Here is a 23,897-nt window from a genome sequence, read left to right as displayed (position 1 = left end):
CTTTTTCCGTTACGTGACGCGTGGCTCGGACGAGCGCAAGGGTTGACCCTGTGCGTCAGGGGCGCAAAGGAGCCTCCACTCCCCAGGCAAGAGGACCTGCATGTCGATCGAGATCAAGATGCCCGCGCTGTCGCCGACGATGGAGGAGGGCACGCTCGCCAAGTGGCTCGTCAAGGAAGGCGACACCGTCAAGTCCGGCGACATCATGGCGGAGATCGAGACCGACAAGGCGACCATGGAGTTCGAGGCGGTCGACGAAGGCACGATCGCCAAGATCCTCGTCGCAGAGGGTACCGACAACGTGAAGGTGGGCGCGGTGATCGCGATCCTGGCGGAAGAAGGCGAGGATGCCTCTTCGGTGCAGGCGCCGAACAAGAGCGAGACGCCCGAGCCCGCCGACCCGGAATTCAAGGGGCGCCCGGATCCGACCGATCCCAACAAGACCGGCAGCGAGGCGAAGCCCGCCGAGCGCACGGTGACGCAGGCCGAGGATCATGGCCGTCCCGCGGCGCAGGACGATCGTGGTGGCGCCACGGGCGGTGACGGCCGCGTCAAGGCGACGCCGCTCGCGCGCCGCATCGCCGCGGACAAGGGCATCGAGCTGGGCAGCGTGACCGGTTCGGGTCCCAACGGTCGCATCGTCAAGGCGGACGTCGAGGGTGCGAAGCCCGGCGCCGCGGCCCCCGCACAGGCGGCGTCGCCCGCCCGCGCTGCCGAGTCGAGCGCCCCGGTCGCCGCCCCCAAGCCCGCGGTCGTGCCGGACATTCCGCACGAGGCGACGAAGCTGTCGAACATGCGCAAGACGATCGCGCGCCGCCTGACCGAATCGAAGCAGACGGTGCCGCACATCTACCTGACGGTGGACGTGCAGCTCGACGCGCTGCTCAAGCTCCGTACGGAGCTCAACGCCTCGCTGGAAAGCCGCGGCGTCAAGCTGTCGGTCAACGACATGCTGGTCAAGGCGCTGGCGCAGGCGCTGATCGCGGTGCCCAAGTGCAACGTCATGTACACGCCCGACCAGCTGATCAGCTTCAAGCGCGCCGATATCTCGGTCGCCGTATCGACGCCCTCGGGCCTGATCACGCCCATCGTCGTGGGCGCGGACAGCAAGAGCCTGTCGACGATCTCGAACGAGGTGAAGGACCTGGCGGCGCGGGCCAAGGACAACAAGCTGAAGCCCGAGGAATTCCAGGGCGGCACCGCGTCGATCAGCAACATGGGCATGTTCGGCATCAAGCAGTTCGAAGCCGTCATCAATCCGCCGCAGGGCATGATCCTCGCGATCGGTGCGGGCGAGAAGCGGCCCTATATCGTCGATGGCCAGCTCGGCGTGGCGACGGTGATGACCGCGACCGGCAGCTTCGACCATCGCGCGATCGACGGTGCCGACGGCGCCGCGCTTATGAAGGCGTTCAAGGAGCTCGTCGAGCGTCCGCTCGGCATGCTCGCCTGAGGCGCGGAGCGCCGCGCGCATGCGCACGCTGATCGAACTGCTTCATATCCTCGTCGGGCTGACCGCGGCGGCATTCATCTCCGCCGCGGCAGCCTGGGCCTATCCGCTGGGACGGGATGTGATCTGGTGGTGCGGCGCGGGCGCGATGCTCGCGACGCTCGTCATGGGTGTGAAGCCACTGCGCCGCGCGCGCGCCGCCGACAGGAAACGCTGACCGTGACAGATCTTCCCCACGCCGATCCGACGATCCGCGTCACCGCCATGCCTGCGGATGCGAATGCCTATGGCGACATCTTCGGCGGCTGGCTGATGAGCCTGATGGATTCCGCCGCCGGACTCGTCGCCGCGCGCCGGGCGAAGGGACGGGCCGTCACGATCGCGATGGATGGCATGCAGTTCCACGCGCCGGTCCATGTCGGTGACGAGGTGTCCGTCTATGCGCGCCTCGACCGTGTCGGCCGCACGTCGATGACGATCGCCGTCGAAAGCTGGTCGCGAGACCGGCATGGCGAGGAGGTCCGCAAGGTGACGGAAGCGCGTTTCACCTTCGTCGCCATCGATGAACACCGCCAGCCGCGCCCCGTGCCGACGCTGGCCTGATCCCATTCTCCCCAGGTAAGGACCTTTCCCGTGGCAGACTCCTACGATCTCATCGTCCTCGGCTCCGGCCCCGGCGGCTATGTCGCGGCGATCCGCGCCTCGCAGCTGGGCATGAAGGTCGCGATCGTCGAGCGTGAGCGGCTGGGCGGCATCTGCCTCAACTGGGGCTGTATCCCGACGAAGGCGCTGCTGCGGACCTCGGAAATCTATCACTATATGACCCATGCCGATGCCTATGGGCTGAAAGCGGGGAATGTCGGTTTCGACCTGGGCAAGATCGTCGATCGCAGCCGCAAGGTCGCCGGCCAGCTCAACGCCGGCGTCAAGGGATTGATGAAGAAGAACAAGGTCACCGTGGTCGAGGGCGTCGGCACGGTCACTGGCAAGGGCAAGCTGTCGGTCAAGCAGGGCGACAAGACGGTCGAGCTCGCCGGCAAGCATATCCTGATCGCGACGGGCGCGCGGGCGCGCGACCTGCCGTTCGCAAAGGCGGACGGGGAGCGCATCTGGACCTATCGCCACGCCATGGTGCCGCAGGTGATGCCGACCAAGCTGCTGGTCATCGGGTCGGGCGCGATCGGCGTCGAGTTCGCGAGCTTCTACAATGATATGGGCGCGGACGTGACGATCGTCGAAATGCTGCCGCGCATTCTGCCGGTCGAAGACGCAGAAGTCAGTGACTTCATGACCAAGGCCCTGACAAAGCAGGGCATAAAGATCGTCACCGGCGCTGCACTGGAAAAGATCGAGACGGGTAAGGATGGGGTGAAGGCGTCGATCAAGGGCGCCGACGGCAAGGTCGACGCGCAGGACTATAGCCACGTCATCGTCGCCATCGGGATCGTGCCGAACACCGAGAATATCGGGCTGGAGGCGCTGGGGGTGCAGACGGAGCGCGGCCATATCAAGGTCGACGGCTTCGGTCGTACCAACGTCGAGGGCATTTACGCGATCGGCGACGTCACCGGCGCACCCTGGCTCGCGCACAAGGCGAGCCACGAGGGTATCGTCTGCGTCGAGAAGATCGCCGGGGAAAATCCGCATCCGTTCGAGACCTGGAACATCCCCGGCTGCACCTACAGCCGCCCGCAGGTGGCGAGCGTCGGTCTGACCGAAGCCAAGGCGAAGGAGGCGGGTCACGACGTCAAGGTCGGCAAGTTCCCCTTCATCGGCAACGGCAAGGCGATCGCGTTGGGCGAGGCGGAAGGCTTCATCAAGACCGTGTTCGACGCCAAGACGGGCGAACTGCTCGGCGCGCACATGGTCGGCGCCGAGGTGACCGAGCTGATCCAGGGCTATGTCGTCGCGCGTCAGCTGGAGACCACCGAACACGAGCTGATGGAGACGGTGTTCGCGCATCCGACGCTCAGCGAGATGATGCACGAGAGCGTCCTGAGCGCCTACGGCCGCGCGCTGCATTTCTAGAGCGGGGCAGGGTCGCGGGTGTCGTGCTGCCTCCTCCTGTCGGGTGCCCCGGCGTTCCCTTCGTCGCGTGCGGAGGGGAGGGGGGCATGGCCCTCACCACTGGTGGTAAATGACCCGGGCCATGTGACGGGCGCTGCATCATGAGCTTTCCGCGGCTTTCTGCGGGCGCCCCCCGTCTCGCCGCAGGCATCGCGCTGCTCTTCCTGGCCAGCGTCGCTTTGTTCTGGCCCGGCTATGTCCAGTACGACAGCCTGGCCCAATACGGCCAGGCGCTGTCCGGTACGTATGACGACTGGCATCCGCCGGTCATGGCGCGCCTGTGGGCGTTGTTCGGCGCGCGGGGGCAGGCCCCGATGATGCTGGTCCAACTGGCGGGCTATTGGGCCGGATTTGGTGCCCTGATCGTCGCCCTCGCCCTCTCGGGGCGGCGGCTCGCGGCACTGGCGCTGCTCATTGTGGCGCTCTGGCCGCCGCTGCTCGGATGGCAGCCGGTCGTGCTGAAGGACACGCAGATGCTCGCCGCGCTGCTGGCCGCGACCGGGGCGATCGGGTGGTGGCGCGTGCGCGGCGCCGCCGTTCCACCGATCGCATGGGCGGTCGTGGGAATCCTGCTCGGTTATGCCATGCTGGTACGCGCCAACGCGGTGTTCGCGGTGGTGCCGTTCGGCGCGATGCTGGCGCGGCGCCAAGGCGGATTGCCAAGGCCGTGGCAGGCGATCGCCGGGGGCGCGGCAATTTTGCTCGCGATCCTGATCGTCATCGGTCTGTCGTCGGTGATCAATCACGATCTGCTCGGTGCGTCGCGCAGCGGGGTCGAGCGGACGCAGCCGACCTACGACCTCGCCGGGATCGCGGTGCGCAGCGGCGCAACCGATACGGGCCTGCCGCCGTCAGCGATCGCCGTCCTGCGGCGAAAACGCTGCGTGCGCCCCTATTTCTGGGACCCCCTGGGTGAGGAGCGTCGTTGCCAGCGCGACGTGGCGACTTTCGCCGCCATGCCGGTGGCGACGGTGTACGCAACATGGGCATCGGCGGCGCTGCGTCATCCGATCGCCTATGCCGGCCACCGACTTGCGCACCTGAACGCGACCGATCGCTGGATCGTGCCCGCGCGCTGGCCGGGCGCGCAGCCGCCAGAGGCGAACGAGCCGAACACGATGGGGCTGCTTGAACCATCCAGGGCGGCGGCGCGATGGCAACGCGTGGCGGGGGCGCTGACCGATCTGCCGGTTGGTTGGCCGATCGTCTGGATCGTCATCGCGTTTGCCAACCTATCCGCGGCGGCGTCGCGTCGCGACGGCAGCGGCAAGCTCGCCGCGGCGCTGCTCGTATCGGCCCTGTCGCTGGAAAGCAGTTTCGCGGTGCTCAGCATCGCCTCGGACCTGCGCTACCATCTCTGGGCGATGGTGGCGACGGCAACGGCCGTCGTGCTGCTCGGGCGCAGGCGCTGGCGACTGCCCTGGGTCGCCCTGCTCGTGCTTGTCATCATCGCAGGCATCGGCGCACGCCTGCTGCTCCCGACGCCGCCGCAAACCTATGCCGGGATGCTCGGCTGACGCGAGGCAACCGCATCGCCGCTGCGGACGTTCCGTCAGGCCCAGCCGACAGGAGAAATGCGATGGCGGAGCGCGACGACCAGGACCAGATCTATCGCGACTTCAAGGAAGCGGTGAACATGACGCCGTCGGCGCTCGAACATTTTCTCGACAGCGATGAAAGCAAGCGGGTCGGGTGGAAGGGCGAGGACGGCGATGGCGCCGGAGAAAGCGTCGGCCACAAGTCCGGACGCCGGATCGTGGAGATCAAGCACAAGAAAAAGGCGGACCTGACCAACGACGATTATGCGCATATGAAGAAGGTCGTCGGCTATGTCCGGCGCCATATGGCGCAAGGTGGTCCGAAGAAGGACGCAGAGCATAGCGACTGGCGCTATTCGCTGATGAACTGGGGCCATGACCCGCTGAAGGACTGAGCGGCGGTGGCAGCAGCTTGTCATGGCGCGCGGCCGACGCCCGACGATCCCGGGCCGGTAGCCGCCGGCCGTAACGGATTGCGCCGTACCCAAGATGACCGGCCTAGCATCCGCTGCGCGCGCCTCCTAAGTCGATCGTCATGCTGACTTCCGACCAGGCGCGCGACCGCGCCGCCGATATCGCTTCCCGCGCCAAATCCGCCGGCGCCGATGCGGCCGACGCTGTCTTCGCGGCCGACGCCTCCCTCGACGTATCGGTCAGGCTCGGCCTGCTCGAGGATGTCGGGCGATCGGAAAGCGAGGAGCTTGGCCTGCGCGTGTTCGTCGGTCGTCGTTCGGCAAGCGTTTCGACGACGGACCTGTCCACGGACGCACTGGCGACGCTGGTCGATCGCGCCGTAGCGATGGCGCGCGAAGCGCCGGAAGACCGATGGGCGGGCCTCGCGCCGGCCGACCGTCTGATGCACGGCGCGCCGCCGCTGCTCGATCTGGATGACCGGGAGGAGGCGGACCCTGCATCCTTGAAAGTTATGGCGCTGGAGGCCGAAGACGCCGCGCGCGGCGTCGCGGGCGTCACCAACAGCGAAGGTGCGGGGGCGAGCGCGTCGCGTTCGGTCTGGGCGTTGGCGACCAGCCACGGCTTCACGGGGTCCTTTTCGGCGACTGCCTATAGCGTTTCCGCAAGCGTGCTTGCGGGTGATGTCGCGCGCGGCATGGCACGCGATTATGCCCATCACGCGACCCGTCATCGCCGTCACCTCGATCCGCCAGCCGACATCGGCCGCCTTGCGGGTGACCGCGTGGTCGCGCGGGTCAACCCAGGCCGCGCGCCGAGCGGCGCGTTGCCGGTCGTGTTCGACCCCCGCGTCGCCGCGTCGCTGGTCGGCCATCTTTCCGGCGCGATCGCGGGACAGGCGATCGCGCGGCGCACCAGTTTCCTGCTGGACGCGCTGGGTCAGCGCGTCTTCGCGCGGGGCGTGACGATCCGTGACGATCCTCACCGGCCGCACGGCCTGCGGTCGCGCCCGTTCGATGGGGAGGGTCTGCCGGTTTCTCCCGTGGCGCTGGTCGAGGACGGGATGCTCGAGACCTGGCTGCTGGATAGCGCATCCGCGCGTCAGCTGGGGCTGGAGCCGACCGGCCATGCGGCACGCGGCATCGGCGGTGGCCCGGGCGTGTCGCCCAGCAATCTGTACATGGAAGCGGGTGCGATTCCCCCTGCGACGCTGATCGAGGACATAGCGGCGGGCATCTATGTCACCGAATTGATCGGCCAGGGCGTCAATCCGGTGACGGGCGATTACAGTCGCGGCGCCGCTGGCTTCCTGATCGAGCGCGGCGCATTGACCACGCCGATCGCCGAATTCACCATCGCGGGCAATCTCAAGGATATGTTCCTCAACCTCACGCCCGCGAACGACCTGGCGTTCCGGTACGGCACGAATGCCCCGACCTTGCGGATCGAAGGGATGATGGTCGCCGGTGGCTGATCCCGCCGCTCTTGCCGGGGCGGTCGCGGCCGCCGCTGCCGAGGCGGGGCAGATGGCGCTGACGCGCTGGCGGACGGACTTTCGCCGTTGGGAAAAGACGCCTGGCAGCCCGGTATGCGAGGTCGATCTCGATGTCGACGCGATGCTGAGGGCGCGACTGGGCGCCTTGCTGCCGGACGCCGGTTGGCTTTCCGAGGAAAGCGCCGACAGTCCGGAGCGGCTTCAGCGGTCGCGCGTGTGGGTGGTCGACCCGATCGACGGCACGCGCGACTATATACGCGGACGCGAGGGGTGGTCGGTCTCGGTCGCGCTCGTCGAGCATGGCGACGTGACGATCGGCGTGCTCGATGCGCCGGCGCGGCGTGAGCGCTGGTGCGCCACGGTCGGGTGCGGCGCGTGGCGTAACGGGGTACGGTTGCGGGCGGGCTGCCGTGATCGCCTGCCCGGCGCGCGTGTGCCGACGGATGCCCTGCCCAAGGCGGATCGGGATTTGACCGCCGTCGCCAAGCCCAATTCGATCGCGTTGCGGATCGCGATGGTCGCTGCGGACGAGGCGGATCTGGTCGCCACGCTGCGCTGGGGCAACGAGTGGGACATCGCGGCGGCGGCGCTGATCGCAGCGGAGTCGGGCGCTGCAGTGGGTGACGCGCTGGGTCGCCCTCTCGATTTCAACAAGCCGGACGCGCGCGCCTTCGGCGTGCTCGCCTGCGCACCCGGTATCCGCGACGCGGCGATCGCACGGCTGGCCGACCGCGCGCGCTCTATCCTGGGCGAGCCTCCATCGAATGGCATAAATCGCGACGCTTAACCGAGGTTTAGTAGAACGGTCGGAACACGGCACGCTTCCGTAACGTTTTGTTGCGAAACGGTGACGGCTGGCGTCATCGTCTGGAAGGGACCTCAACCATGCTTTGGACGATCGCCGTCATCCTGCTGATCCTCTGGCTGCTCGGTTTCTCGCTGCACATCGCGGGTGGCCTGATCCACATCCTGCTGGTGATCGCGATCATCGTCGGCCTGATCCAGCTCTTCACCGGCCGACGGGCGGTCTGATGCCCCGGCACGCGACGATCCGATCCGTCGGATCGTCGTCGTTGCCGCCGGGTTTACCGCGATAGCGACTGCGGGACCGGAACAGCATTACAGTCGAAATGGTTATATCGGCCATGCCGACCGTCAGACGTCCCCGGATCCTCGTCGTGGAGGATCAACCCCTGCTCCGTGTCCATGCCAATCTCGCCCTCGAAGAGGCCGGCTATACCGTTGTCGAGGCCGGAGACGCGGAGGAGGCGCTGGCGGTGCTCGCCACCGACCCGGACGTCGCCGCCGTATTCACGGACATTCGCATGCCTGGCGACGTCGATGGGCTTGCGCTGGCGCATCGTCTCCATGCCGACCGGCCCGATCTGAAGGTGATCGTCACGTCGGGCGCCGAGCAGGTGGAGAAGGACGCGCTGCCCCCTGGCGGGGTGTTCGTCGCAAAGCCCTATACCGCCGCCGAAATCGCTCGCGCGCTGCAAGACGCCTGAGCGGAACGGGCATGGGACCGCCCGGGGCTCCGTCCCAAGGCACCGCCTCCGGGCTGGTTAGGACCTCGTCGGCAAGGCGGCCGTAGCCCCAAATCCGACCGAGGTCCCCTCGATCAGTGAACGAATCGCGCCACGACGTCGCGGTAGCTGCGGCTGACCTTCACGCTCGCGCCCGAATCGAGCACCAGGAAACATTCGCCGTTGGTATGTGGCTTGACCTGCTTGACGAGGTCGAGGTTGACGATCGTCGACCGATGCACGCGCTGGAACCGTCGCGGATCGAGGCGCTTCTCCAGGTCCTTCATCGTCTCGCGCAGGATCAGCGTATTGTCGCCGGTGTAGATGCACATATAGTCGCCGGCGGCGTCGATCCGCTCGATCGTGTCGACATCGACGCGGAAAATCTGGCCGCGATCCTTGATGTTGATGAGCTTCTCGAAACGGTTGGACGAGACCGCGTCGCCGCCGTCGGCCATGTCGGCGGCCGCCTCCGGCGCATGCTCGGCGAGCACCTCCTTGAGCTTCTCGACCTCCTCGACGCCGCGCTTCTCCGAAAGCCGCTGCCGTACCCGGTCGAGCGTATCGGCAAGGCGCGCTTCCTCGACGGGCTTCATCAGATAGTCGACCGCCTGTGCCTCGAAGGCGCGCAGGGCATGGTCGGAATAGGCGGTGACGAAGACGAACAACGGCGGCTCCACCTCCATCAGACCCTGGACCACCGAGAAGCCGTCGAAGCCGGGCATCTGGATGTCGAGGAAGACGAGATCGGGCTTGTGCGTCTTGATCGCCCGGATCGCCTCGCGCCCGTTGGAACATTTCTCGATGATCTCGACGTCATCGTGCGCCTGGAGCCGAAGCTCCAATCCTTGGATTGCGAGCGGTTCGTCGTCCACCAGGATGGTTCTGATCGTCATGCGGCCTCTCTACTGACATCGTCGAGCTGAAAGGGTATCTCGATATCCACCGAGAACCCGCCAGCCGGCGTGGTACGCGTCTCGAATCGGTGGTCCGGGCCATAGGCCTGCACCAGCCTCTCCCTGATATTGGTGAGACCCACGCCGGTTGAAAGGCTGGGCATCACGCGCGTTTCGTTCAAGCCCGGTCCGGTATCGGAAACGCCGATCTGCACCCGGTCCCCGGCGAGCCGCACGCGGACGCAGATTTCGGCGCCTTCCTCCTGCGGCGTGACGGCATATTTGATCGCATTCTCGACCAGCGGCTGGAGCAGCAGCGAAGGCAGGCGGGCACGCTCGGCGCGTGGATCGATGTCGAACACCGGACGCAACCGCTCCTCGAAGCGCATCTTCTCGATCTCGAGGTACAGCTTCAATGTCTCCACCTCCTGCGCGACCGTGACATGGGCGGTCGGTTCGTTGGCGAGCGTGTAACGCAGGAAGGAGGACAAACGGCTCAACATCGCATTGGCCCGCTCCGTCTGCTTCAGCAGCACCAGCGTCGAGATGGAGTTGAGCGTGTTGAACAGGAAGTGCGGATTGAGCTGGTAGCGCAGCATCGCGAGCTGCGCCGACGAGGCCTGGTTCTCCAGCACCTGCATCTCGTCGATCTGCTGTTCGACGATCAGGTAGAAATTGATGCCGAAGTACAGCGCGGACCAGCCGGTGAGGACGATGAAGGCGACGTAGATGGCGCCGAACATGCCGACGATCGTCACCGCGGCGCGGTCGTCACGGACCAGCGAGAAGGCGACCGACACGATCAGCGCGTAGAACAGCACCGCGCCCAGCAACGTGACGACCGTCAGCAAGACGCCGCCGAGCCGCGGCAGCGACCGGTAATAGCCGTAGAGCGTCGAGAGCAGCAAAGTGATGCAATAGCCGACGATCGCCTCGACGATCGCGGGGATCACCGCCTTCACCGACAGGTTGGACAGCGTCGAGGCGCCGCGCAGCAGCAGATAGCCGGTCCACCCGACCGCCTGTAGCGTCCAGAAGGCGCGGGCCTTGTCCTCGAAGAAGGGGCGTACGTTGAGCGCGGGGCGCTGCGGGGCGGGAAGGGTCGCCATGTCGCGCAGCCCTCTACACCGGAGCGAGCCGGTTCGCAAAACAGAAGGGCCGCCGTTCCGGGTGGAACGGCGGCCCCGAAGGGTCGACCGGATCGGTCGAGCGCTTCGCTTAGAACGAGAAGCGGGCGCCCAGGCGGATCTGGTAGAGCGATTGGTTGAACGTGAGCGACTGCGTGTTCGGGTTGGTGAACGACGTGTAGCGATACTGCGCGCAAGGCTGCGCCGTGCTGGTCGCTACCGTGCCGCCGTTGTTCGCATTGCCTGCGGTAGTGAGGCACTGCACCGTTACCGGCGATGCGCCATACGGGAAGCCGAGCTGGCGCAGGCCGCCCCAGTTCTTGTTCAGCAGGTTCGGCAGGTTGTTAATGTCGGCGAATATCGAAATGCGCGACTTGCCGATGAAGGTCGGCAGTTCCTGCTCGAGGTGGACGTCGATGCGCGTGAACGCGCGGTTGCGGGCCGTGTTCTTCGGGACGATCATGCCGCGATAACGCGCCAGATCCGGGTTGGCGTTGATATAGGCATCGAGCTGCTGTGCCGCCTGTGCTGCGGTCTGCGTCACGGTGGTTACGCCGTTGGTGGTCGTCGTGGTGTCGGCATAGCTGACCCGCGGATCGTTCAGACCCGTCGGCACGTACAACAGGTTGGTGCTGTTGTTGCCGGTGAGCACCGTGCCAAAAACGGGCGAGCGTACGTTGTTCGAGTTGTCGAAGAACGTGTAGCTGTATGCGCGTCCGGCGCGGGTTTCACCGAACAACTGGATACGGGTCTTGTAGTCTCCGAAGAACGCGTGATCGTAGCCGAGGCTGTACTTGAACTGCCACTTGATCTGATCGGCCGACGTTCCATACGCCGGATTGTTCGGATCGGCGCCGAAGAACTGATTGCGATAGTTCGAGTTGATCGTCGAGGAGGTCGCATTGCCGACGTCCTTCACCCATTGACGCGTGAAGCTGCCACCAAACTGCAGACCCCAGTCGAACTCCTTGTCGAAGCGGGCGACCAAGACGTGGCTATAGCCCTTGGAGCTGTTCGATGCGAGGATGTCGTAGTTCGGATCGGTGAAGACGGTTGCGCTACCGTAACGGATGCGACCATCAGGCATAACACCGACCGGGACGGAGCGCAGATCGGTGAAGATCACGCCATCGACATTCTTGGTGTACAGATAGTCGGCGCCGACGTTGAAACCGAACAGGCGATAGTCCGCCGACAGCGTGGCCTTCAGCGAACGCGGCAGGTGGAAGTTCGGAGCAAGCTCGCCCGTATTCGTACGGGACAGGTTCGTCGGATTGGTCGTGTTGGCAGCATATTGCGCCACCGACGCCGGTACGGTTCCGGTCACGCCGTTGAGCGCCGCCTGGCAGATCGCGTCCGGTACACCGTTGGTGCAGGTGTTGACGCCCAGCGAGGCCTGGCCCGCGCGGTTGATCGTAATGGCGCTGGTCGTGATCGTGTTCGAGAAGCTGTTCGACATGAAGATGTCGGGCAGGCCGCCGCCAAAGATGCCCGCACCGCCACGAATTTTCAGCCCGCCGCCGAGGATGTCGGTGGGCTTCCAGTCGAAGCTGATACGCGGTTCGAACTGATCGAGCCCGTTATAGGTGTTGGTGTTGGGGAAGCCGTAGCGCTGGTTGAAGTACGGGTTGTACACCGGCCGCTCGCCCATCGCATACAGAGTATAGCGCGCACCGTACGTCAGCGACAGCGTATCGCTGACTTGCCACTCGTCCTGCATGCCGAGCGAGATCGTGGTGTAGCGGAAGTCTGCTGCCGCGCTGACGCCTGCGATCGGAGCGGCGAACTGCAGCTGGTTCGCGTTGCCCGCACGGAAGTCGGCGAGCGAATCGAAGTAATATGCGCCCTGGCTGTTCGGGACGAAGTTGTTGAACGTGCGGTTCTGCGCGACGTCGATGAGCGCCTGCACCTGATGAGCGCCGGCCGTGTAGCGGCCGACGAACTGGCCGCCCCAGGTGTCGGTGAACAGCTGGTTCGTCTGGCGGAAGTTGTCCGGCCCGAAGGTGATCCGCGGAACGGCGTTGCTGCAGCCGGTCAGCGCGCTTCCCGTCGTGCCCTGCGAGGTCGCATCGTCGCAAACCTGGATCTGGCCGATCGAGCGACCCTGCAGCGGCTCCTGGCCACGGGTGTAATATTTGTAGATCGCACGCGCTTCGGTCGAGAAGTTATCGGTCCAGTCGGAGTTCAGCTGGACGATACCGGCACGCAGCAGCTCGGTCAGCGCATAGGCGTTGGAGCTGAGGCCGTAGGTTGGCGCGTTGGCGTTCGAAGCCGACGTGTTGTTCTGGCTTACCAGTGAGTCGTACGCATTGATGTAGGACAGCGAGAGGCGCTGGCCGCTCGTGATGTTCCAGTCGATGCGACCGGAGATCTTTTCGTCCTTGCGCGGATTGAGGCCGAGAATGCCGCCGGCGGCAGTGCCGAGGTTCTTGGTGTTGGCGACGGCCAGCACGTCGTTAACCGCCTGCGTAATTGCACCGGGATTGGCATAAGACGCAATCACGGTACCGAACGGACGGGGGTCGGTATTGCGCTCCGCCGAAACCATGAAGAACAGCTTGTCGGCGATGATCGGACCGCGCAGCGTCGCGCCATAGGTTTCCGACTTGAACTTCGCCGTATTCAGCTTGGTGCTGCCGATCGTGTCGCCGGTCAGGCCATCGGTATTCTGCGAATAGAATCCGGTGCCGTGGAATTCGTTGGTGCCCGACAGCAATACGGTGTCGATCGCGCCGCCCTGGAAGCCGGACTGGCGGAAATCATAGGGCGCGATCGAGACCGAAACCTGCGAAATCGCATCGAACGGCACCGGACCACGGTTCGTCGGGCTGGCGTCCTGATTGAGGCCGAAGCTGTCGCCGACGGTCACGCCGTTGATCGTGAAGCGGTTGAAACGCGGATTGACGCCGGCGAAACTCACCGCGCCACCGCGATCGCCAGCGTTGCCGAGGTCGATCGACGCGAACGGGTCGCGGCGCTCGATGTCACGGATGTCGCGATTGACGGACGCGACCTTGGCAATGTCCGCCTGGGTAATGACCGTCTGCGGACCATCGGACGTGACGCCCGCGCCGCGGATCGAGGACGCCGTGACTACGATGTCCCCGCCCTCCGCGTCATTCGCGGCGGCCAGTTCGATCGGCAGCGTATAAGCCTGCTGCACGACGGTGTAGACGTCGGTGATTGTCTTGTTGCCCTGCGGGCTGGTCACTTCGACCGAGTAGGGGCCACCGGCCTGAAGGCCGGACTGCGAAAACGAACCATCGCTGCCGCTCTGCGTCGACGTACGCGTGTTGGTGGGCACGTTGATGATCGTGATCTGCGCGCCGGCCACCGGGGCGCCATTCGCCGTCACGGTGCCGCGGATGACCGAGGTCGTCTCCTGTGCGGACGCGGCCGCCGGGGCGATGAGCGCGACCGCAGCCACACCCAGGAAAAGGTTGTTTCGCATCGAAGAATGTCCCCTTTGAGCTTTATGCTCGGAATCGCGGCCAGCATGTTTGCCGTCGCCCGCGCCCTTGCGCCGGGGATATTTCTGTTATGTGACAATGGCGAGTCGCGAGTGTCGTTCCTGTCATGTTGACCGTATTGCGTTGCAAAAACGCAACGCTTTGGTGCCGAAGCAGGACCAGAACGGGGATGATGAAACGCGGCGGATCAGGAGTTTGCCGACCCCGCGACCAGCGCGTTCCATGCCGCCTCGTCGATGACGGCGACGCCGAGATCCGCCGCTTTCTTCAGCTTCGATCCCGCGTCCGCGCCGGCGACGACGAGGTCCGTCTTCGCCGAAACCGATCCCGCGACCCGCGCGCCAAGCGCCTCCGCCTGTGCCTTGGCCTCGTCGCGGCTCAGCGTCTCCAGTTTGCCCGTGAAGACGATCGTCTTGCCGCTGACTTCCGATTCGCGCGTCCGCCACACGACGTCGGCCGGCGTGACCTGGGTCAGCAGATCGTCGACCGCGTCCCGGTTGTGCGGTTCCGCGAAGAAGTCGACCAGCGCCAGAGCGACCTCGGGCCCGACCTGCTTGGTGTCCACCACCCCGGCAAGCGCCTTCGCGACCCGCGCCAGGTGCTTGTCGTCGCTCTCGCCGATGGCGGCGACCGTCGCGTCGCGCAACGCGATCGCGCGTTCGATCATCGCCATCAGCGCGCCCCAGCTCGTCCAGCGGCGGGCAAGGTCGCGTGCGGTCACTTCGCCGACATGACGGATGCCGAGGGCGAACAGGAACCGGTCGAGCGGCGGATTGCGCTTCGCGTCGATCGCCGTGATGAGGTTGCGGGCCGACACCGCCGCCCAGCGCTCGCGCGCGAGCAGCATGTCCTCCGACAGGCGGAAGATGTCCGCGGGCGTCTGGATCAGCCGGTCGCGGAAGAAGCTTTCAATGTTGGTGATCCCGAGGCCCTCGATGTCGAGCGCGTGGCGGGACACGAAGTGGCGCAGCCGCTCAACCCGCTGCGCCGGGCAGATCAGACCGCCGGAGCAGCGCCAGTCAACCTCGCCCGGTTCGCGCTCCGCCGCCGAGCCGCATTCGGGGCAGTGCGTCGGAAAGGGCCAGGGCGCGCGCGCCTCGTCGCGGGACAGGTTCTCGACGATCTGCGGTATGACGTCGCCCGCGCGCTGCAAGACGACGCGGTCGCCCGGATGCACGGCCAGCCGGCCGATCTCGTCGGCATTGTGCAACGTCGCATTGGTGACCACCACGCCGCCGACCGTCACCGGCTCCAGCCGTGCGACGGGGGTCAGCTTGCCGGTGCGGCCGACCTGGATGTCGATCGCGTTGAGCGTGGTCTGCGCGCGCTCGGCGGGGAATTTGTGCGCAATCGCCCAGCGTGGCGCGCGGGCGACCTGGCCGAGACGCTGTTGCCAGTCGAGCCGATCGACCTTGTAGACGACGCCGTCGATGTCGAACGGCAGGTCGGCGCGGCGCGCCTCGATCACGCGATAGGCGGCCAGCGCCTCCGCCGCCGTCTCGGCGCGGGTGAAGCCGTCGGCGATCGGTAGCCCCCAGCCGCGGATCGCGGCGACGACCCCGCTCTGCGTGTCGGCGGGAAGGGCGGACACCTCTCCCCAGCCGTGCGCGAAAAACCTGAGCGGGCGGCTGGCGGTGACCGCCGCGTCCTTCTGGCGCAGCGACCCGGCGGCCGCGTTGCGCGGATTGGCGAACTGGCGCGCCTCCTTGCCCGCGGCCGCCGCCTCCTCCGCCAGCCGGCGGTTGAGCGCGGCGAAATCGGCCTTGGCCATGTAGACCTCGCCGCGGATCTCGAACAGATCGGGCGCGCCGGCGGGCAGCGCGGGCGGTATGTCGGCGATCGTCCGGACATTCTCCGTCACGTCCTCTCCCACCGCGCCGTCGCCGCGGGTCAGCGCCTGGGTCAGGCGGCGCCCCTCGTAGCGTAGCGAGCAGGACAGGCCGTCGATCTTGGTCTCGGCGGTAAGGGCCACCGGCTCCGCGTCCGACAGGCGCAGGAAGCGGCGGACGCGGGCGACGAACTCGGCGACCTCCTCGTCGGAAAAGGCGTTGTCGAGGCTCATCATCGGTCGCGCATGCGCGACCTTGGCGAGGTGGCCGGACGGTGCCGCGCCGACGAGTCGGCTGGGCGAATCGGCGCGGACCAGATGCGGGAAGGCGGCCTCGATGGCGGCGTTGCGGCGGACGAGCGCGTCATAGTCCGCATCGCTGATCTCTGGCGCGTCGTCCGCATGGTATCGGCGGTTGTGGTGCGCGATCTCGGCGGCGAGCGACTCGAGCGCGGCGGCGGCTTCGCGATCGTTGGCGGGCAGGTCGGTCATGCGGGTGGCCTAGGGGAGGCGCCCCCGATCGGGCAAGCCGCTACAGCCACCAGCCGGGGTAGGCGGCGAGGATCGCGGCGGAGAGCAGGACCACGGGCACCGCGACCCGCCAGTCGAAGGTCGCCATCACCTCGATAGCCTTGCGCGTGTTCCAGGCGGCGGCGGCGGCGGCGGGCAGGCACCAGAGCAGCCAAAGCCGCGCATCCGCCGGCTGGCGGATCGCCATGTCCAGCGCCAGCACCACGACGGCGACGAACCCGCCCGCGGAGGCGAGGCTGAGCAGCGCGCCCAGCGGCAGCATCGCCAGCGCGACGCGCGATTCGGTGTCCCGGATGGGCATGGTGGCCTTGGTCGGGCCGGCCGCCGCCTGGTGCAAGAGGACCCGGTCGAAAATCTTATGCGGCCAAGATGCGTGAGGCGACCGGGAAACGCCGCTTGGCGCGCTGGGCAGGGCGGCAGAGCTGCCGGCGCGCTTCGCCCCGCTCGCCGATCTGACGGTGTCCCTCACGATCGGTAGCGTCTTCGGCGCCAATGCCGGGGCGAGCGATGTGAACGACACGTTCTCATCCGCTTACGAAAGGGGTTTGGGGTGGGCCGTCAGCGAGGCCAGTCTCCGCAAGATCCGGGCATACGTGGCATTCCTGTGGGCAAGAGAGGCCAAGTCGGCCGTCGATCGGTCTCGCGCGTAGCGTCAGGCCGTTTCCAGCAGCCGCTCCGCCTGCGCGCGCGCCTCGTCGGTCACGGTCGCGCCGGACAGCATCCGCGCGATCTCCTCGCGACGCTCGTCCTCGCCGAGCACTCGCACGCCGGTCCGCGTCACCGTGCCGTCGTGGCTCTTGGCGATAAGCAGATGCTCCGCGCCACGCGCCGCGACCTGTGGCGAATGGGTGACGACGAGCAGCTGTGTCCGTTCGGCGAGGCGGGCGAGGCGTTCGCCGATCGCGCTCGCCACCGCGCCGCCGACGCCGCGGTCGATCTCGTCGAAGATCATCGTCGCCGCGCCGCCTTCCTCCGCCAGCGCGACCTTGAGCGCGAGGATGAAACGCGACAATTCGCCGCCCGACGCGATCTTCGCCAGCGGCGCGAAGGGGGCGCCGGGGTTGGTCGCGATCTCGAATTCGACGCGGTCCTTGCCATGCGCCGACCAGCCGTCCGCGCCCAGCGTCTGCACGACAGTGCGGAAACGTGCCGCATCGAGCTTGAGCGGCGCGAGTTCGCTCGCCACCGCCGCGTCCAGCCGCTCCGCGGCGGCGTGTCGCCGGGCGGAGAGCACGTCCGCCACGGCGTCATAGTCCGCACGCGCCGCAGCCACGGCAGCCTCGAGCAGCGCGATGCCGCCTTCGCCCGCCTCCAGCCGGTCGAGCCGCTCGCGCAGCTCGGTGGCGAGCGCGGGCAGATCGTCCGGCTGGACGCGATGCTTGCGCGCCATGCCGCGCAGGTCGAACAACCGCGCCTCATCCTCCTCGAGCACGCGCGGATCGAAGGCGAGCGCGCCATGCGCCTCGCGCAGACGATCCTCCGCTACCGATGCCTCGATCACCGCGCGGTCGATCGCGGCCAGCGCCTCGGCGAGCGCGGGATGGTCCTCCGCGATCCGTTCCAGCACCCGCGCCGCCTGGCGCAGGCGCGACAGCGCGCCATCGGAGCCATCGAGATAGTCGTCGATCGCGCCCAGCTCGTCGGCGATCTTCTCCGCACGCTGCATGCCGCGCCGCTTGTCGGCGAGCGCCTCCTCCTCGCCCGGCGCGGCGGCGAGTGCGGTGAGTTCGGCGACTGCATGCTCCAGCCATTCGCGATCGCGCGCGGCGGTCTCGATCTCCGCCCGGGCAGCCGCGAGCTTGCCTTCCGCCTCGCGATACGCGGCCCAGGCGCGCGCGGCCTCGGCGGGTTCGACGCGCCCGAAGGCGTCGAGCAGCGCGCGGTGGCCGCGCGGATTGAGCAGGCCGCGATCGTCGTGCTGGCCGTGGATCTCCACCAGCATCGGCGCCATCTCGCGCAGCAGCGCGGCGCCCGCGGGCTGGTTGTTGACGAAGCCGCGGCTGCCGCCATCCGCCTTGACCAGCCGGCGCACGAGCAGCGGCTCGCCCGGCTCCACGTCGATGCCATTGTCGTCGAGCAACGCGCGCAGCGGGCCGGTGGGCGGATCGAAGGTCGCCGTCACCGTCGCCTGGCTGGCGCCGTGGCGGACGAGGCCGCTCTCGCCCCGCGCGCCGAGCGCGAGACCGAGCGCATCGAGCAGGATCGACTTGCCCGCGCCGGTCTCCCCGGTCAGCACGTCGAGCCCGGACCCGAATTCGAGGTCGAGCGCCTCGATCAGCACCACGTCGCGGATTGAGAGCGCAGTCAGCATCGTGCGCGGATATAGCGCGGCCGGGACGCGATGTTGATCCTTAAATGTTCTGTTTTTTTGCGGAGCTGTGGGGATATGCGCAGGATCGGACGTCTCGGTTATTCGCCGTCTAGCCGCACGATCATCCGGACGCCGTAAGCGATCAAGCCCATTATGACCATCGCGCCACCAAAGAACAGGGTCAGTGCGAGTGTAATGCCATATGCGATCGGGTGTGCCCCGAATGCTGCGGCCGAGACGATGAGCAGCGTCACAATGGCTGTAATACCCCCTGCTGCGCCGCGGAGCCATGCTGCACGCCATGCCGACCAGATCATCACGCCGCCCCAGATCATCATCGCCAGGAGAACGGTAATCCACATCGCTATCCGCATAGGGCGATGCTGCCATGTGCGATCGTGTGTGACTAGCGGGACTGGTCTGGGATGCTAAACCCCGTCCGGCGATATCTACCGCATCCCTTCACTTCGCGGACATTGAGGCGCAATCTTGGAGCGCGCTCTTTGGCTTTCAGTGCGCCGAGGCCTATCCCTCCGGCGTGCGTGAACAGCTCGAGCGGTACTCTAAGAGGCGCTCCGAAGGCGGCGTTGCGAAACAATCGCCCGGCGCGCACCGCCGCCCTTGTCCTCAGTTCGTCGGGCGGCCGGCGCTGGTGCTGCCGGCGGGGCCGACGGGGCTGGGGCCGGCGCTGGTCGCGCTCGGCGCGGAGCCGCCCTTGCGCGATTCGCCCGGCATCGTCGGCGCGGCGCCCGGCGTGCCGACGGGCACGATCGGCTGACCGGCGGCGACCGCCGCGGCGGGCTTGTACGGATGGTCTTCCATCAGCTTGTAGGCGTGGTTGTACCAGTCCGTGCCGGGATAGTTGGCGCCGAGCACCGCGGTCGCCTTCTGCGCCTCGCCCGGCAGGCCGAGCGCCAGATAGCTTTCGGTCAGGCGCATCAGCGCCTCGGGTACGTGCGTCGTCGTCTGGTATTTGTCGACGACGGTGCGGAAGCGCAAAGTCGCGGCGAGCCACTGGCCGCGCACCTCGTAGAAGCGGCCGATCTCCATCTCCTTGCCCGCGAGATGGTCGTTGACGAGGTCGATCTTGAGCCGCGCATCCGACGCATAGCGCGTGTTGGGGTAGCGGCGGGTCAGTTCGCCGAGCGCGTCGAGCGCCTGGCGCGTGATCTTCTGGTCGCGCGTGACGTCGCGGATCTGTTCGTAATAGCTCAGAGCGACGAGGTAATAAGCGTAGGGCGCGTCGCGGTTGCCCGGGTGCACCGAGATGAAGCGCTGCGCCGACTGGATCGACTTGGTGTAGTCGCGGTCGAGATAATAGCTGAACGCGCTCATCAGCTGCGCGCGGCGGGCCCAGATCGAATAGGGATGCTGGCGCTCGACCTCGTCGAAAAGCTGCGCCGCCTCCTTGTAGCGGCCCTGGTCGAGCCGCCGCTTGGCGGTCGAATAGAGCGTGCCGACGTCGCGCGCGACATAGGGCAGGTCGTTCTTCGCGCGATTGCGCGCACAGCCGGCCATCGGCAGGGCAAGGGCGGCGAGCAGCGCGACGGTCAGCGCCTTGGACTGGGGGATACGCATCGGCTACGGCTCTTAGCGTAAGCGGGAGCCAGCGAACAATCCCCCTCCTCGTTCGTTGCTGCCGGCGATTTTCCTGCCCTGCGAAAGGACCCCAGATGCCTGCCACGTTGCTCCATACCCATCGCGTCGAAAAGCCTTGGGGACGGCACGACCTTGGCTTCGGGTTCGAGGATGCGCCCGAGGGCGGCGATCCGGTCGGCGAGATCTGGTTCCAGGAGCCGGGCGACAGCACGCCGGAACTGCTGATCAAATATTTGTTCACCGGGCAGAAACTGTCGGTGCAGGTGCATCCCGACGACGAGCAGGCGCATGCGCGCGGGCTGCCGCGTGGCAAGGACGAATGCTGGACGATCCTGGCGGCAAAGCCCGATTCGACGATCGCGCTCGGGCCGAAGGCGCCGATCGACAAGGAGACGCTGCGCGCGGACGCGCGCGACGGCACGATCGAATCGGACCTCGACTGGGTGCCGGTCAAGGCGGGCGATTTCTATTATGCGCCGTCGGGCACGATCCACGCGATCGGCGGCGGGCTGACGCTGATCGAGGTGCAGCAGAATTCCGAGACGACCTATCGCCTGTACGATTACGGCAGCGACCGCGAGCTGCACCTGAAGGACGGCGTCGACGTCGCGCATCTCGAGCCGTACCGGCCGATCACCTCGCCGGGCGAGGTGGAGCCGGGTCGCACCATCCTGGTCGAGGGGCCGAAGTTCGTGCTGGAGCGCTGGACCGGCGGGCGATCGGTCGCCCTGCCCGAAGGCACGACCGGCTGGCTGGTACCGATCGCCGGGTCGGGCGTCGTCGCCGGCGTGGCCTTCAAGGCCGGTGAATGCGTCACGGTGACCGGCAGCGAGACGATCGCGGCGGAAGGCGAGGCGGACCTGCTGTTCGCCTATCCGGGCACGCGGCGGCTCTGAGTGGGGCGGGGCTGGGGCGGCGATGCGCAACGGCGGCCCGGCCCTCGTCGCCAACAGCCCGACGGGGCTCCGGCCATTGGCGGGGTGGGACGTTCGCGCGAATGCGCTGGCCGTCACTTACGCAGGGTTAACAACGCACGGGTAGGGAGAGCGCCATGCTTCGCGTGCTGACGCTGTCCTCCCTGTTTCCCGACGCGAGCCGGCCCAATTTCGGTCAGTTCGTCGCCAGGCAGACCGTGGCGCTGGCGGCGCAGCCGGGCGTTGCGGTGCGGGTCGTCGCGCCGATCGGCCTACCGCCCTGGCCGCTGCGGCAAGCGGGCCACCGCGCGCTGGCGGCCCTACCATTCCGTCAGGACTGGGCGGGTCTGGACGTGCTGCGCCCGCGCTTCGTGACGCTGCCGGGGACGGGCGGTCGCTGGCATGTGGCCGCGCTGACGCGCGTGCTGGTGCCGCTGCTGGACCGGCTGCGCACGGATTTCGCGTTCGACGTGATCGACGCATCCTTTTTCTTCCCAGACGGACCGGCCGCCGTGGCGCTGGGAAGGCGCTATGGCGTACCCGTGTCGATCAAGGCACGTGGCGCGGATATCCACCATTGGGGACACGCGACCGCGACGGCGGCGCAGGTGCGCGCGGCGGGGCGGGCGGCGGACGGCCTGCTGGCGGTATGCGACGCGATGCGCGACGACATGTCGGCGATCGGCATGCCCAGGGCTCGCATCCGCGTGCATCACACCGGCATCGATCAGGCGCGCTTCCGGCCGGCCGATCGCGCGACGTTGAGGGCTCAACAGGGCGTCGAGGGGCCGCTGGTCGTGTCGCTCGGCGCGCTGATCCCGCGCAAGGGGCACGACATCGTGATCGATGCCGTGGCCCGGCTGCCCGGCGTGCGGCTGCACATCGCGGGGCAGGGGCCGGAGGCGGCACGCCTCGCGGCACAGGCGGCGCGGCTGGGTATCGCCGACCGGGTCACGATACTGGGCGGCGTGCCGCACGACGCGATGCCTCAGCTGCTCGCCGCCGCCGACATCATGGCGCTCGCCTCCACGTCGGAAGGGCTGGCCAATGCCTGGGTCGAGGCGCTCGCTTGCGGCACGCCGATCGTCATTGCCGACGCGGGCGGCGCGCGCGAGGTCGTGACCGCGCCGGCGGCGGGGCGGATCGTCGCGCGCGATCCTTCCGCCTTCGCGGCGGCGATCGCGGCGCTGCTGGCGGACCCGCCGCGGCAGGACGCGGTCGCAGCGATGGCGGCGGGGTTCAGTTGGGAAGCGAACGGCGCGGCGCTCGCGGCGCACCTCGGCGCGCTGGTCGACGCGCGTGCGGCTCAGGCGTCGAGGGGGTAGAGGGCGGCGGCGATGCGCCGACCCTCGCTGCGCAGCACGCCCCAGGCACGTGCCGCGGCCCGGCTGTCCATCGCCTCGACGCCGATCTCGCGGGCTTCCAGGGCGGCGACGAGCGCTTGCGGCGGCCTGACGAGCGTGGCGCCGGTACCAATCAGCACGAACTCCGGCTGATCCGCGATCAGCGGCCCGAGCGCCGCCTCGTCCAGATCGGCCAGCGGCGGGGGCGACCATTCGGCCGCCCGATCGACGGTCAGCAGCAAGGCGCGATAGGCCGTGTCCTCGACCCGGAAGCCGTTCCCCGCGAAGCCGCGGACGATCGGCCCGCCCGCCCGGTTCTCGCGCTCCATCCGCATGACGTCAGCGATCGCGCGGGGCGACCCGCTCGGCATTGTCGATCGGGCTCTGCGACACCTTCTCCGCCCGCGGATCGGCGCGCAGGCCGAGCGTGATGAGCAGCGACGAGGATACGTAGATCGACGAATAGGTGCCGACGACGATGCCCAGGATCATCGCCGCGGTGAAGCCGCGCAGCACATGGCCGCCGAGCAGCAGCATCGCGACCAGCGCGAGCAGGATCGTCACCGAGGTCATCACCGTGCGCGGCAGCGTCTCGTTGACCGACAGGTTGATGATCTCGCGCATGTCCATCTTGCGATAGCGGCGCATGTTCTCGCGGATGCGGTCGTCGATGACGATCTTGTCGTTGATCGAATAGCCGATGATGGTCAGCACGGCGGCGACGATGTTGAGGTCGAACTCGAACCGCGTGATCGCGAAGAAGCCCAGCGTCATCAGCAGGTCGTGGACGATCGCGACGATCGTCGAGACGCCGAACTGCCATTCGAAGCGGAAGATCGCGAACAGGCCGATGCCGATGATCGCGAGCACGACCGCGAGCACGCCGTGGCGGATCAGCTCGCCCGACACCTTGCCGGACACGGTCGAGTAGCGCGAGAAGGTCGCGCCGGGGAAGGCCTGCGCCAGCGCGGCCTCGACCTTCTTGACGACGGCATTGGTCGCGCCTTCGTCCGCGCTTTCCTGCACCGGCAGCAGGATCGTCAGCGAGCGCGGGTCGCTGAGCTGCTGGAGCGACGCCTCGCCCACGCCCAGGCCGTTGACGACGCTGCGCACCTTGTCCTCCGCCGGCGGCGTCGCGAAACGCTCCTCGATGCTGAGCCCCCCGGCGAAATCGACGCCGAAGTTGAGGCCCTTCACGAGCGTGACGCCGACCGCGAGTACGCTGAGCAGCAGGGTCAGCCCGAACGCCCAGCCGCGCAGCCGCACGAAGTCGATGTTGGTGTTGTCGGGGACGATCTTCAGGAGTTTCATGACAGCAATCCGTCATTCCCGCGAAGGCGGGAATCCATTCTGGCGAAGGTTTGCGACTCTTCCGAGGCGATGCGCGTCTG

22 protein-coding genes are annotated in these 23,897 nt (G+C 67.5%); 12 read left to right on the top strand and 10 right to left on the bottom strand.

Annotated elements, in window-relative coordinates; genetic code table 11:
• Positions 1–100: 100 nt before the first annotated feature.
• The 10 genes from IQ292_RS00455 (at position 101) to IQ292_RS00410 (ending at position 8,469) form a co-directional block, all read left to right on the top strand.
• Positions 101–1,453, top strand: coding sequence for a pyruvate dehydrogenase complex dihydrolipoamide acetyltransferase (locus tag IQ292_RS00455; protein ID WP_203308348.1), 1,353 nt, complete (start codon positions 101–103; stop codon positions 1,451–1,453).
• Positions 1,454–1,472: 19 nt separating this feature from the next.
• Positions 1,473–1,667: a hypothetical protein gene (locus tag IQ292_RS00450; protein ID WP_203308347.1), complete on the top strand. Its 195-nt coding sequence runs from the start codon at positions 1,473–1,475 to the stop codon at positions 1,665–1,667.
• A 47-nt stretch (positions 1,668–1,714) separates the two neighbouring features.
• Entirely contained in the window at positions 1,715–2,053 is a 339-nt protein-coding gene (locus IQ292_RS00445; protein WP_203308833.1) for an acyl-CoA thioesterase, read from the top strand.
• A 30-nt stretch (positions 2,054–2,083) separates the two neighbouring features.
• On the top strand, positions 2,084–3,478 hold the full coding sequence (gene lpdA, locus IQ292_RS00440) for a dihydrolipoyl dehydrogenase (protein WP_203308346.1): 1,395 nt from the start codon (positions 2,084–2,086) through the stop codon (positions 3,476–3,478).
• A 140-nt stretch (positions 3,479–3,618) separates the two neighbouring features.
• Entirely contained in the window at positions 3,619–5,034 is a 1,416-nt protein-coding gene (locus IQ292_RS00435) for a hypothetical protein (protein WP_203308345.1), read from the top strand.
• A 62-nt stretch (positions 5,035–5,096) separates the two neighbouring features.
• Complete coding sequence (locus IQ292_RS00430) at positions 5,097–5,450, top strand: DUF3140 domain-containing protein (protein WP_203308344.1); 354 nt, start codon at positions 5,097–5,099, stop codon at positions 5,448–5,450.
• A 140-nt stretch (positions 5,451–5,590) separates the two neighbouring features.
• Positions 5,591–6,940 carry a TldD/PmbA family protein gene (locus IQ292_RS00425; protein ID WP_203308343.1) on the top strand — a complete coding sequence of 450 codons (1,350 nt, stop codon included), beginning with the start codon at positions 5,591–5,593 and terminating at the stop codon, positions 6,938–6,940.
• Entirely contained in the window at positions 6,933–7,748 is an 816-nt protein-coding gene (locus IQ292_RS00420) for an inositol monophosphatase family protein (protein ID WP_203308342.1), read from the top strand. The genes IQ292_RS00425 and IQ292_RS00420 overlap by 8 nt, the downstream gene beginning before the upstream one ends.
• Positions 7,749–7,846: 98 nt before the next feature.
• On the top strand, positions 7,847–7,993 hold the full coding sequence (locus tag IQ292_RS00415; protein ID WP_203308341.1) for a lmo0937 family membrane protein: 147 nt from the start codon (positions 7,847–7,849) through the stop codon (positions 7,991–7,993).
• Between the two features lie 113 nt (positions 7,994–8,106).
• On the top strand, positions 8,107–8,469 hold the full coding sequence (locus IQ292_RS00410; protein WP_203308340.1) for a response regulator: 363 nt from the start codon (positions 8,107–8,109) through the stop codon (positions 8,467–8,469).
• 113 nt (positions 8,470–8,582) lie between these two features.
• Here the strand turns inward: IQ292_RS00410 and IQ292_RS00405 are convergent, their stop codons facing one another.
• From IQ292_RS00405 to IQ292_RS00370, 8 genes are all read right to left on the bottom strand, one after another.
• Positions 8,583–9,383 (bottom strand): LytR/AlgR family response regulator transcription factor, encoded by an 801-nt coding sequence (locus tag IQ292_RS00405; RefSeq protein WP_203308339.1) that lies wholly within the window; start codon positions 9,381–9,383, stop codon positions 8,583–8,585.
• Entirely contained in the window at positions 9,380–10,492 is a 1,113-nt protein-coding gene (locus IQ292_RS00400) for a sensor histidine kinase (protein ID WP_203308338.1), read from the bottom strand. Before IQ292_RS00400 ends, IQ292_RS00405 begins: the two co-directional genes overlap by 4 nt.
• 109 nt (positions 10,493–10,601) lie before the next feature.
• Positions 10,602–13,961 carry a TonB-dependent receptor gene (locus IQ292_RS00395; RefSeq protein ID WP_203308337.1) on the bottom strand — a complete coding sequence of 1,120 codons (3,360 nt, stop codon included), beginning with the start codon at positions 13,959–13,961 and terminating at the stop codon, positions 10,602–10,604.
• Positions 13,962–14,167: 206 nt separating this feature from the next.
• A complete protein-coding gene (gene ligA, locus IQ292_RS00390) occupies positions 14,168–16,300 on the bottom strand; it encodes an NAD-dependent DNA ligase LigA (protein WP_203308336.1) in 2,133 nt (710 codons plus the stop codon).
• Positions 16,301–16,340: 40 nt separating this feature from the next.
• Positions 16,341–16,640 (bottom strand): hypothetical protein, encoded by a 300-nt coding sequence (locus IQ292_RS00385; RefSeq protein WP_203308335.1) that lies wholly within the window; start codon positions 16,638–16,640, stop codon positions 16,341–16,343.
• Positions 16,641–16,991: 351 nt separating this feature from the next.
• Entirely contained in the window at positions 16,992–18,650 is a 1,659-nt protein-coding gene (recN, locus tag IQ292_RS00380; RefSeq protein ID WP_203308334.1) for a DNA repair protein RecN, read from the bottom strand.
• 98 nt (positions 18,651–18,748) lie between these two features.
• Entirely contained in the window at positions 18,749–19,012 is a 264-nt protein-coding gene (locus IQ292_RS00375) for a hypothetical protein (protein ID WP_203308333.1), read from the bottom strand.
• A 265-nt stretch (positions 19,013–19,277) separates the two neighbouring features.
• The gene (locus tag IQ292_RS00370) at positions 19,278–20,228 is read right to left on the bottom strand and encodes an outer membrane protein assembly factor BamD (protein ID WP_203308332.1); all 951 of its coding nucleotides are present in this window, start codon (positions 20,226–20,228) and stop codon (positions 19,278–19,280) included.
• Positions 20,229–20,323: 95 nt separating this feature from the next.
• Between IQ292_RS00370 and IQ292_RS00365 the strand changes: the two genes are divergently transcribed.
• Together IQ292_RS00365 and IQ292_RS00360 are read left to right on the top strand one after the other, a co-directional pair.
• The gene (locus IQ292_RS00365; protein WP_203308331.1) at positions 20,324–21,145 is read left to right on the top strand and encodes a class I mannose-6-phosphate isomerase; all 822 of its coding nucleotides are present in this window, start codon (positions 20,324–20,326) and stop codon (positions 21,143–21,145) included.
• A 155-nt stretch (positions 21,146–21,300) separates the two neighbouring features.
• Positions 21,301–22,488 (top strand): glycosyltransferase, encoded by a 1,188-nt coding sequence (locus IQ292_RS00360; RefSeq protein ID WP_203308330.1) that lies wholly within the window; start codon positions 21,301–21,303, stop codon positions 22,486–22,488.
• On the opposite strand, the gene IQ292_RS00355 is transcribed toward IQ292_RS00360, so the two are convergent.
• Positions 22,470–22,841, bottom strand: coding sequence for an Mth938-like domain-containing protein (locus tag IQ292_RS00355; protein WP_238940695.1), 372 nt, complete (start codon positions 22,839–22,841; stop codon positions 22,470–22,472). The genes IQ292_RS00360 and IQ292_RS00355 overlap by 19 nt on opposite strands.
• Positions 22,842–22,845: 4 nt before the next feature.
• The gene (secF, locus tag IQ292_RS00350) at positions 22,846–23,817 is read right to left on the bottom strand and encodes a protein translocase subunit SecF (protein ID WP_203308328.1); all 972 of its coding nucleotides are present in this window, start codon (positions 23,815–23,817) and stop codon (positions 22,846–22,848) included.
• Positions 23,818–23,897: the final 80 nt, after the last annotated feature.

This window comes from Sphingomonas beigongshangi, assembly GCF_016820445.1.
GTDB classification, from domain to species: Bacteria; Pseudomonadota; Alphaproteobacteria; order Sphingomonadales; family Sphingomonadaceae; genus Sphingomonas; species Sphingomonas beigongshangi.
This window is presented reverse-complemented; position numbering and strand designations above follow the sequence as displayed.

Excerpts from the sequence above, each read along its gene's own strand:
- IQ292_RS00455 (WP_203308348.1), top strand. The coding sequence starts at position 101 with ATGTCGATCGAGATCAAGATGCCCGCGCTGTCGCCGACGATGGAGGAG.
- IQ292_RS00450 (WP_203308347.1), top strand. The coding sequence starts at position 1,473 with ATGCGCACGCTGATCGAACTGCTTCATATCCTCGTCGGGCTGACCGCG.
- IQ292_RS00445 (WP_203308833.1), top strand. The coding sequence starts at position 1,715 with ATGCCTGCGGATGCGAATGCCTATGGCGACATCTTCGGCGGCTGGCTG.
- IQ292_RS00435 (WP_203308345.1), top strand. The coding sequence starts at position 3,619 with ATGAGCTTTCCGCGGCTTTCTGCGGGCGCCCCCCGTCTCGCCGCAGGC.
- IQ292_RS00430 (WP_203308344.1), top strand. The coding sequence starts at position 5,097 with ATGGCGGAGCGCGACGACCAGGACCAGATCTATCGCGACTTCAAGGAA.
- IQ292_RS00425 (WP_203308343.1), top strand. The coding sequence starts at position 5,591 with ATGCTGACTTCCGACCAGGCGCGCGACCGCGCCGCCGATATCGCTTCC.
- IQ292_RS00415 (WP_203308341.1), top strand. The coding sequence starts at position 7,847 with ATGCTTTGGACGATCGCCGTCATCCTGCTGATCCTCTGGCTGCTCGGT.
- IQ292_RS00410 (WP_203308340.1), top strand. The coding sequence starts at position 8,107 with ATGCCGACCGTCAGACGTCCCCGGATCCTCGTCGTGGAGGATCAACCC.
- IQ292_RS00405 (WP_203308339.1), bottom strand. The coding sequence starts at position 9,383 with ATGACGATCAGAACCATCCTGGTGGACGACGAACCGCTCGCAATCCAA.
- IQ292_RS00400 (WP_203308338.1), bottom strand. The coding sequence starts at position 10,492 with ATGGCGACCCTTCCCGCCCCGCAGCGCCCCGCGCTCAACGTACGCCCC.
- IQ292_RS00395 (WP_203308337.1), bottom strand. The coding sequence starts at position 13,961 with ATGCGAAACAACCTTTTCCTGGGTGTGGCTGCGGTCGCGCTCATCGCC.
- ligA (WP_203308336.1), bottom strand. The coding sequence starts at position 16,300 with ATGACCGACCTGCCCGCCAACGATCGCGAAGCCGCCGCCGCGCTCGAG.
- IQ292_RS00385 (WP_203308335.1), bottom strand. The coding sequence starts at position 16,640 with ATGCCCATCCGGGACACCGAATCGCGCGTCGCGCTGGCGATGCTGCCG.
- recN (WP_203308334.1), bottom strand. The coding sequence starts at position 18,650 with ATGCTGACTGCGCTCTCAATCCGCGACGTGGTGCTGATCGAGGCGCTC.
- IQ292_RS00375 (WP_203308333.1), bottom strand. The coding sequence starts at position 19,012 with ATGTGGATTACCGTTCTCCTGGCGATGATGATCTGGGGCGGCGTGATG.
- IQ292_RS00370 (WP_203308332.1), bottom strand. The coding sequence starts at position 20,228 with ATGCGTATCCCCCAGTCCAAGGCGCTGACCGTCGCGCTGCTCGCCGCC.
- IQ292_RS00365 (WP_203308331.1), top strand. The coding sequence starts at position 20,324 with ATGCCTGCCACGTTGCTCCATACCCATCGCGTCGAAAAGCCTTGGGGA.
- IQ292_RS00360 (WP_203308330.1), top strand. The coding sequence starts at position 21,301 with ATGCTTCGCGTGCTGACGCTGTCCTCCCTGTTTCCCGACGCGAGCCGG.
- IQ292_RS00355 (WP_238940695.1), bottom strand. The coding sequence starts at position 22,841 with ATGCGGATGGAGCGCGAGAACCGGGCGGGCGGGCCGATCGTCCGCGGC.
- secF (WP_203308328.1), bottom strand. The coding sequence starts at position 23,817 with ATGAAACTCCTGAAGATCGTCCCCGACAACACCAACATCGACTTCGTG.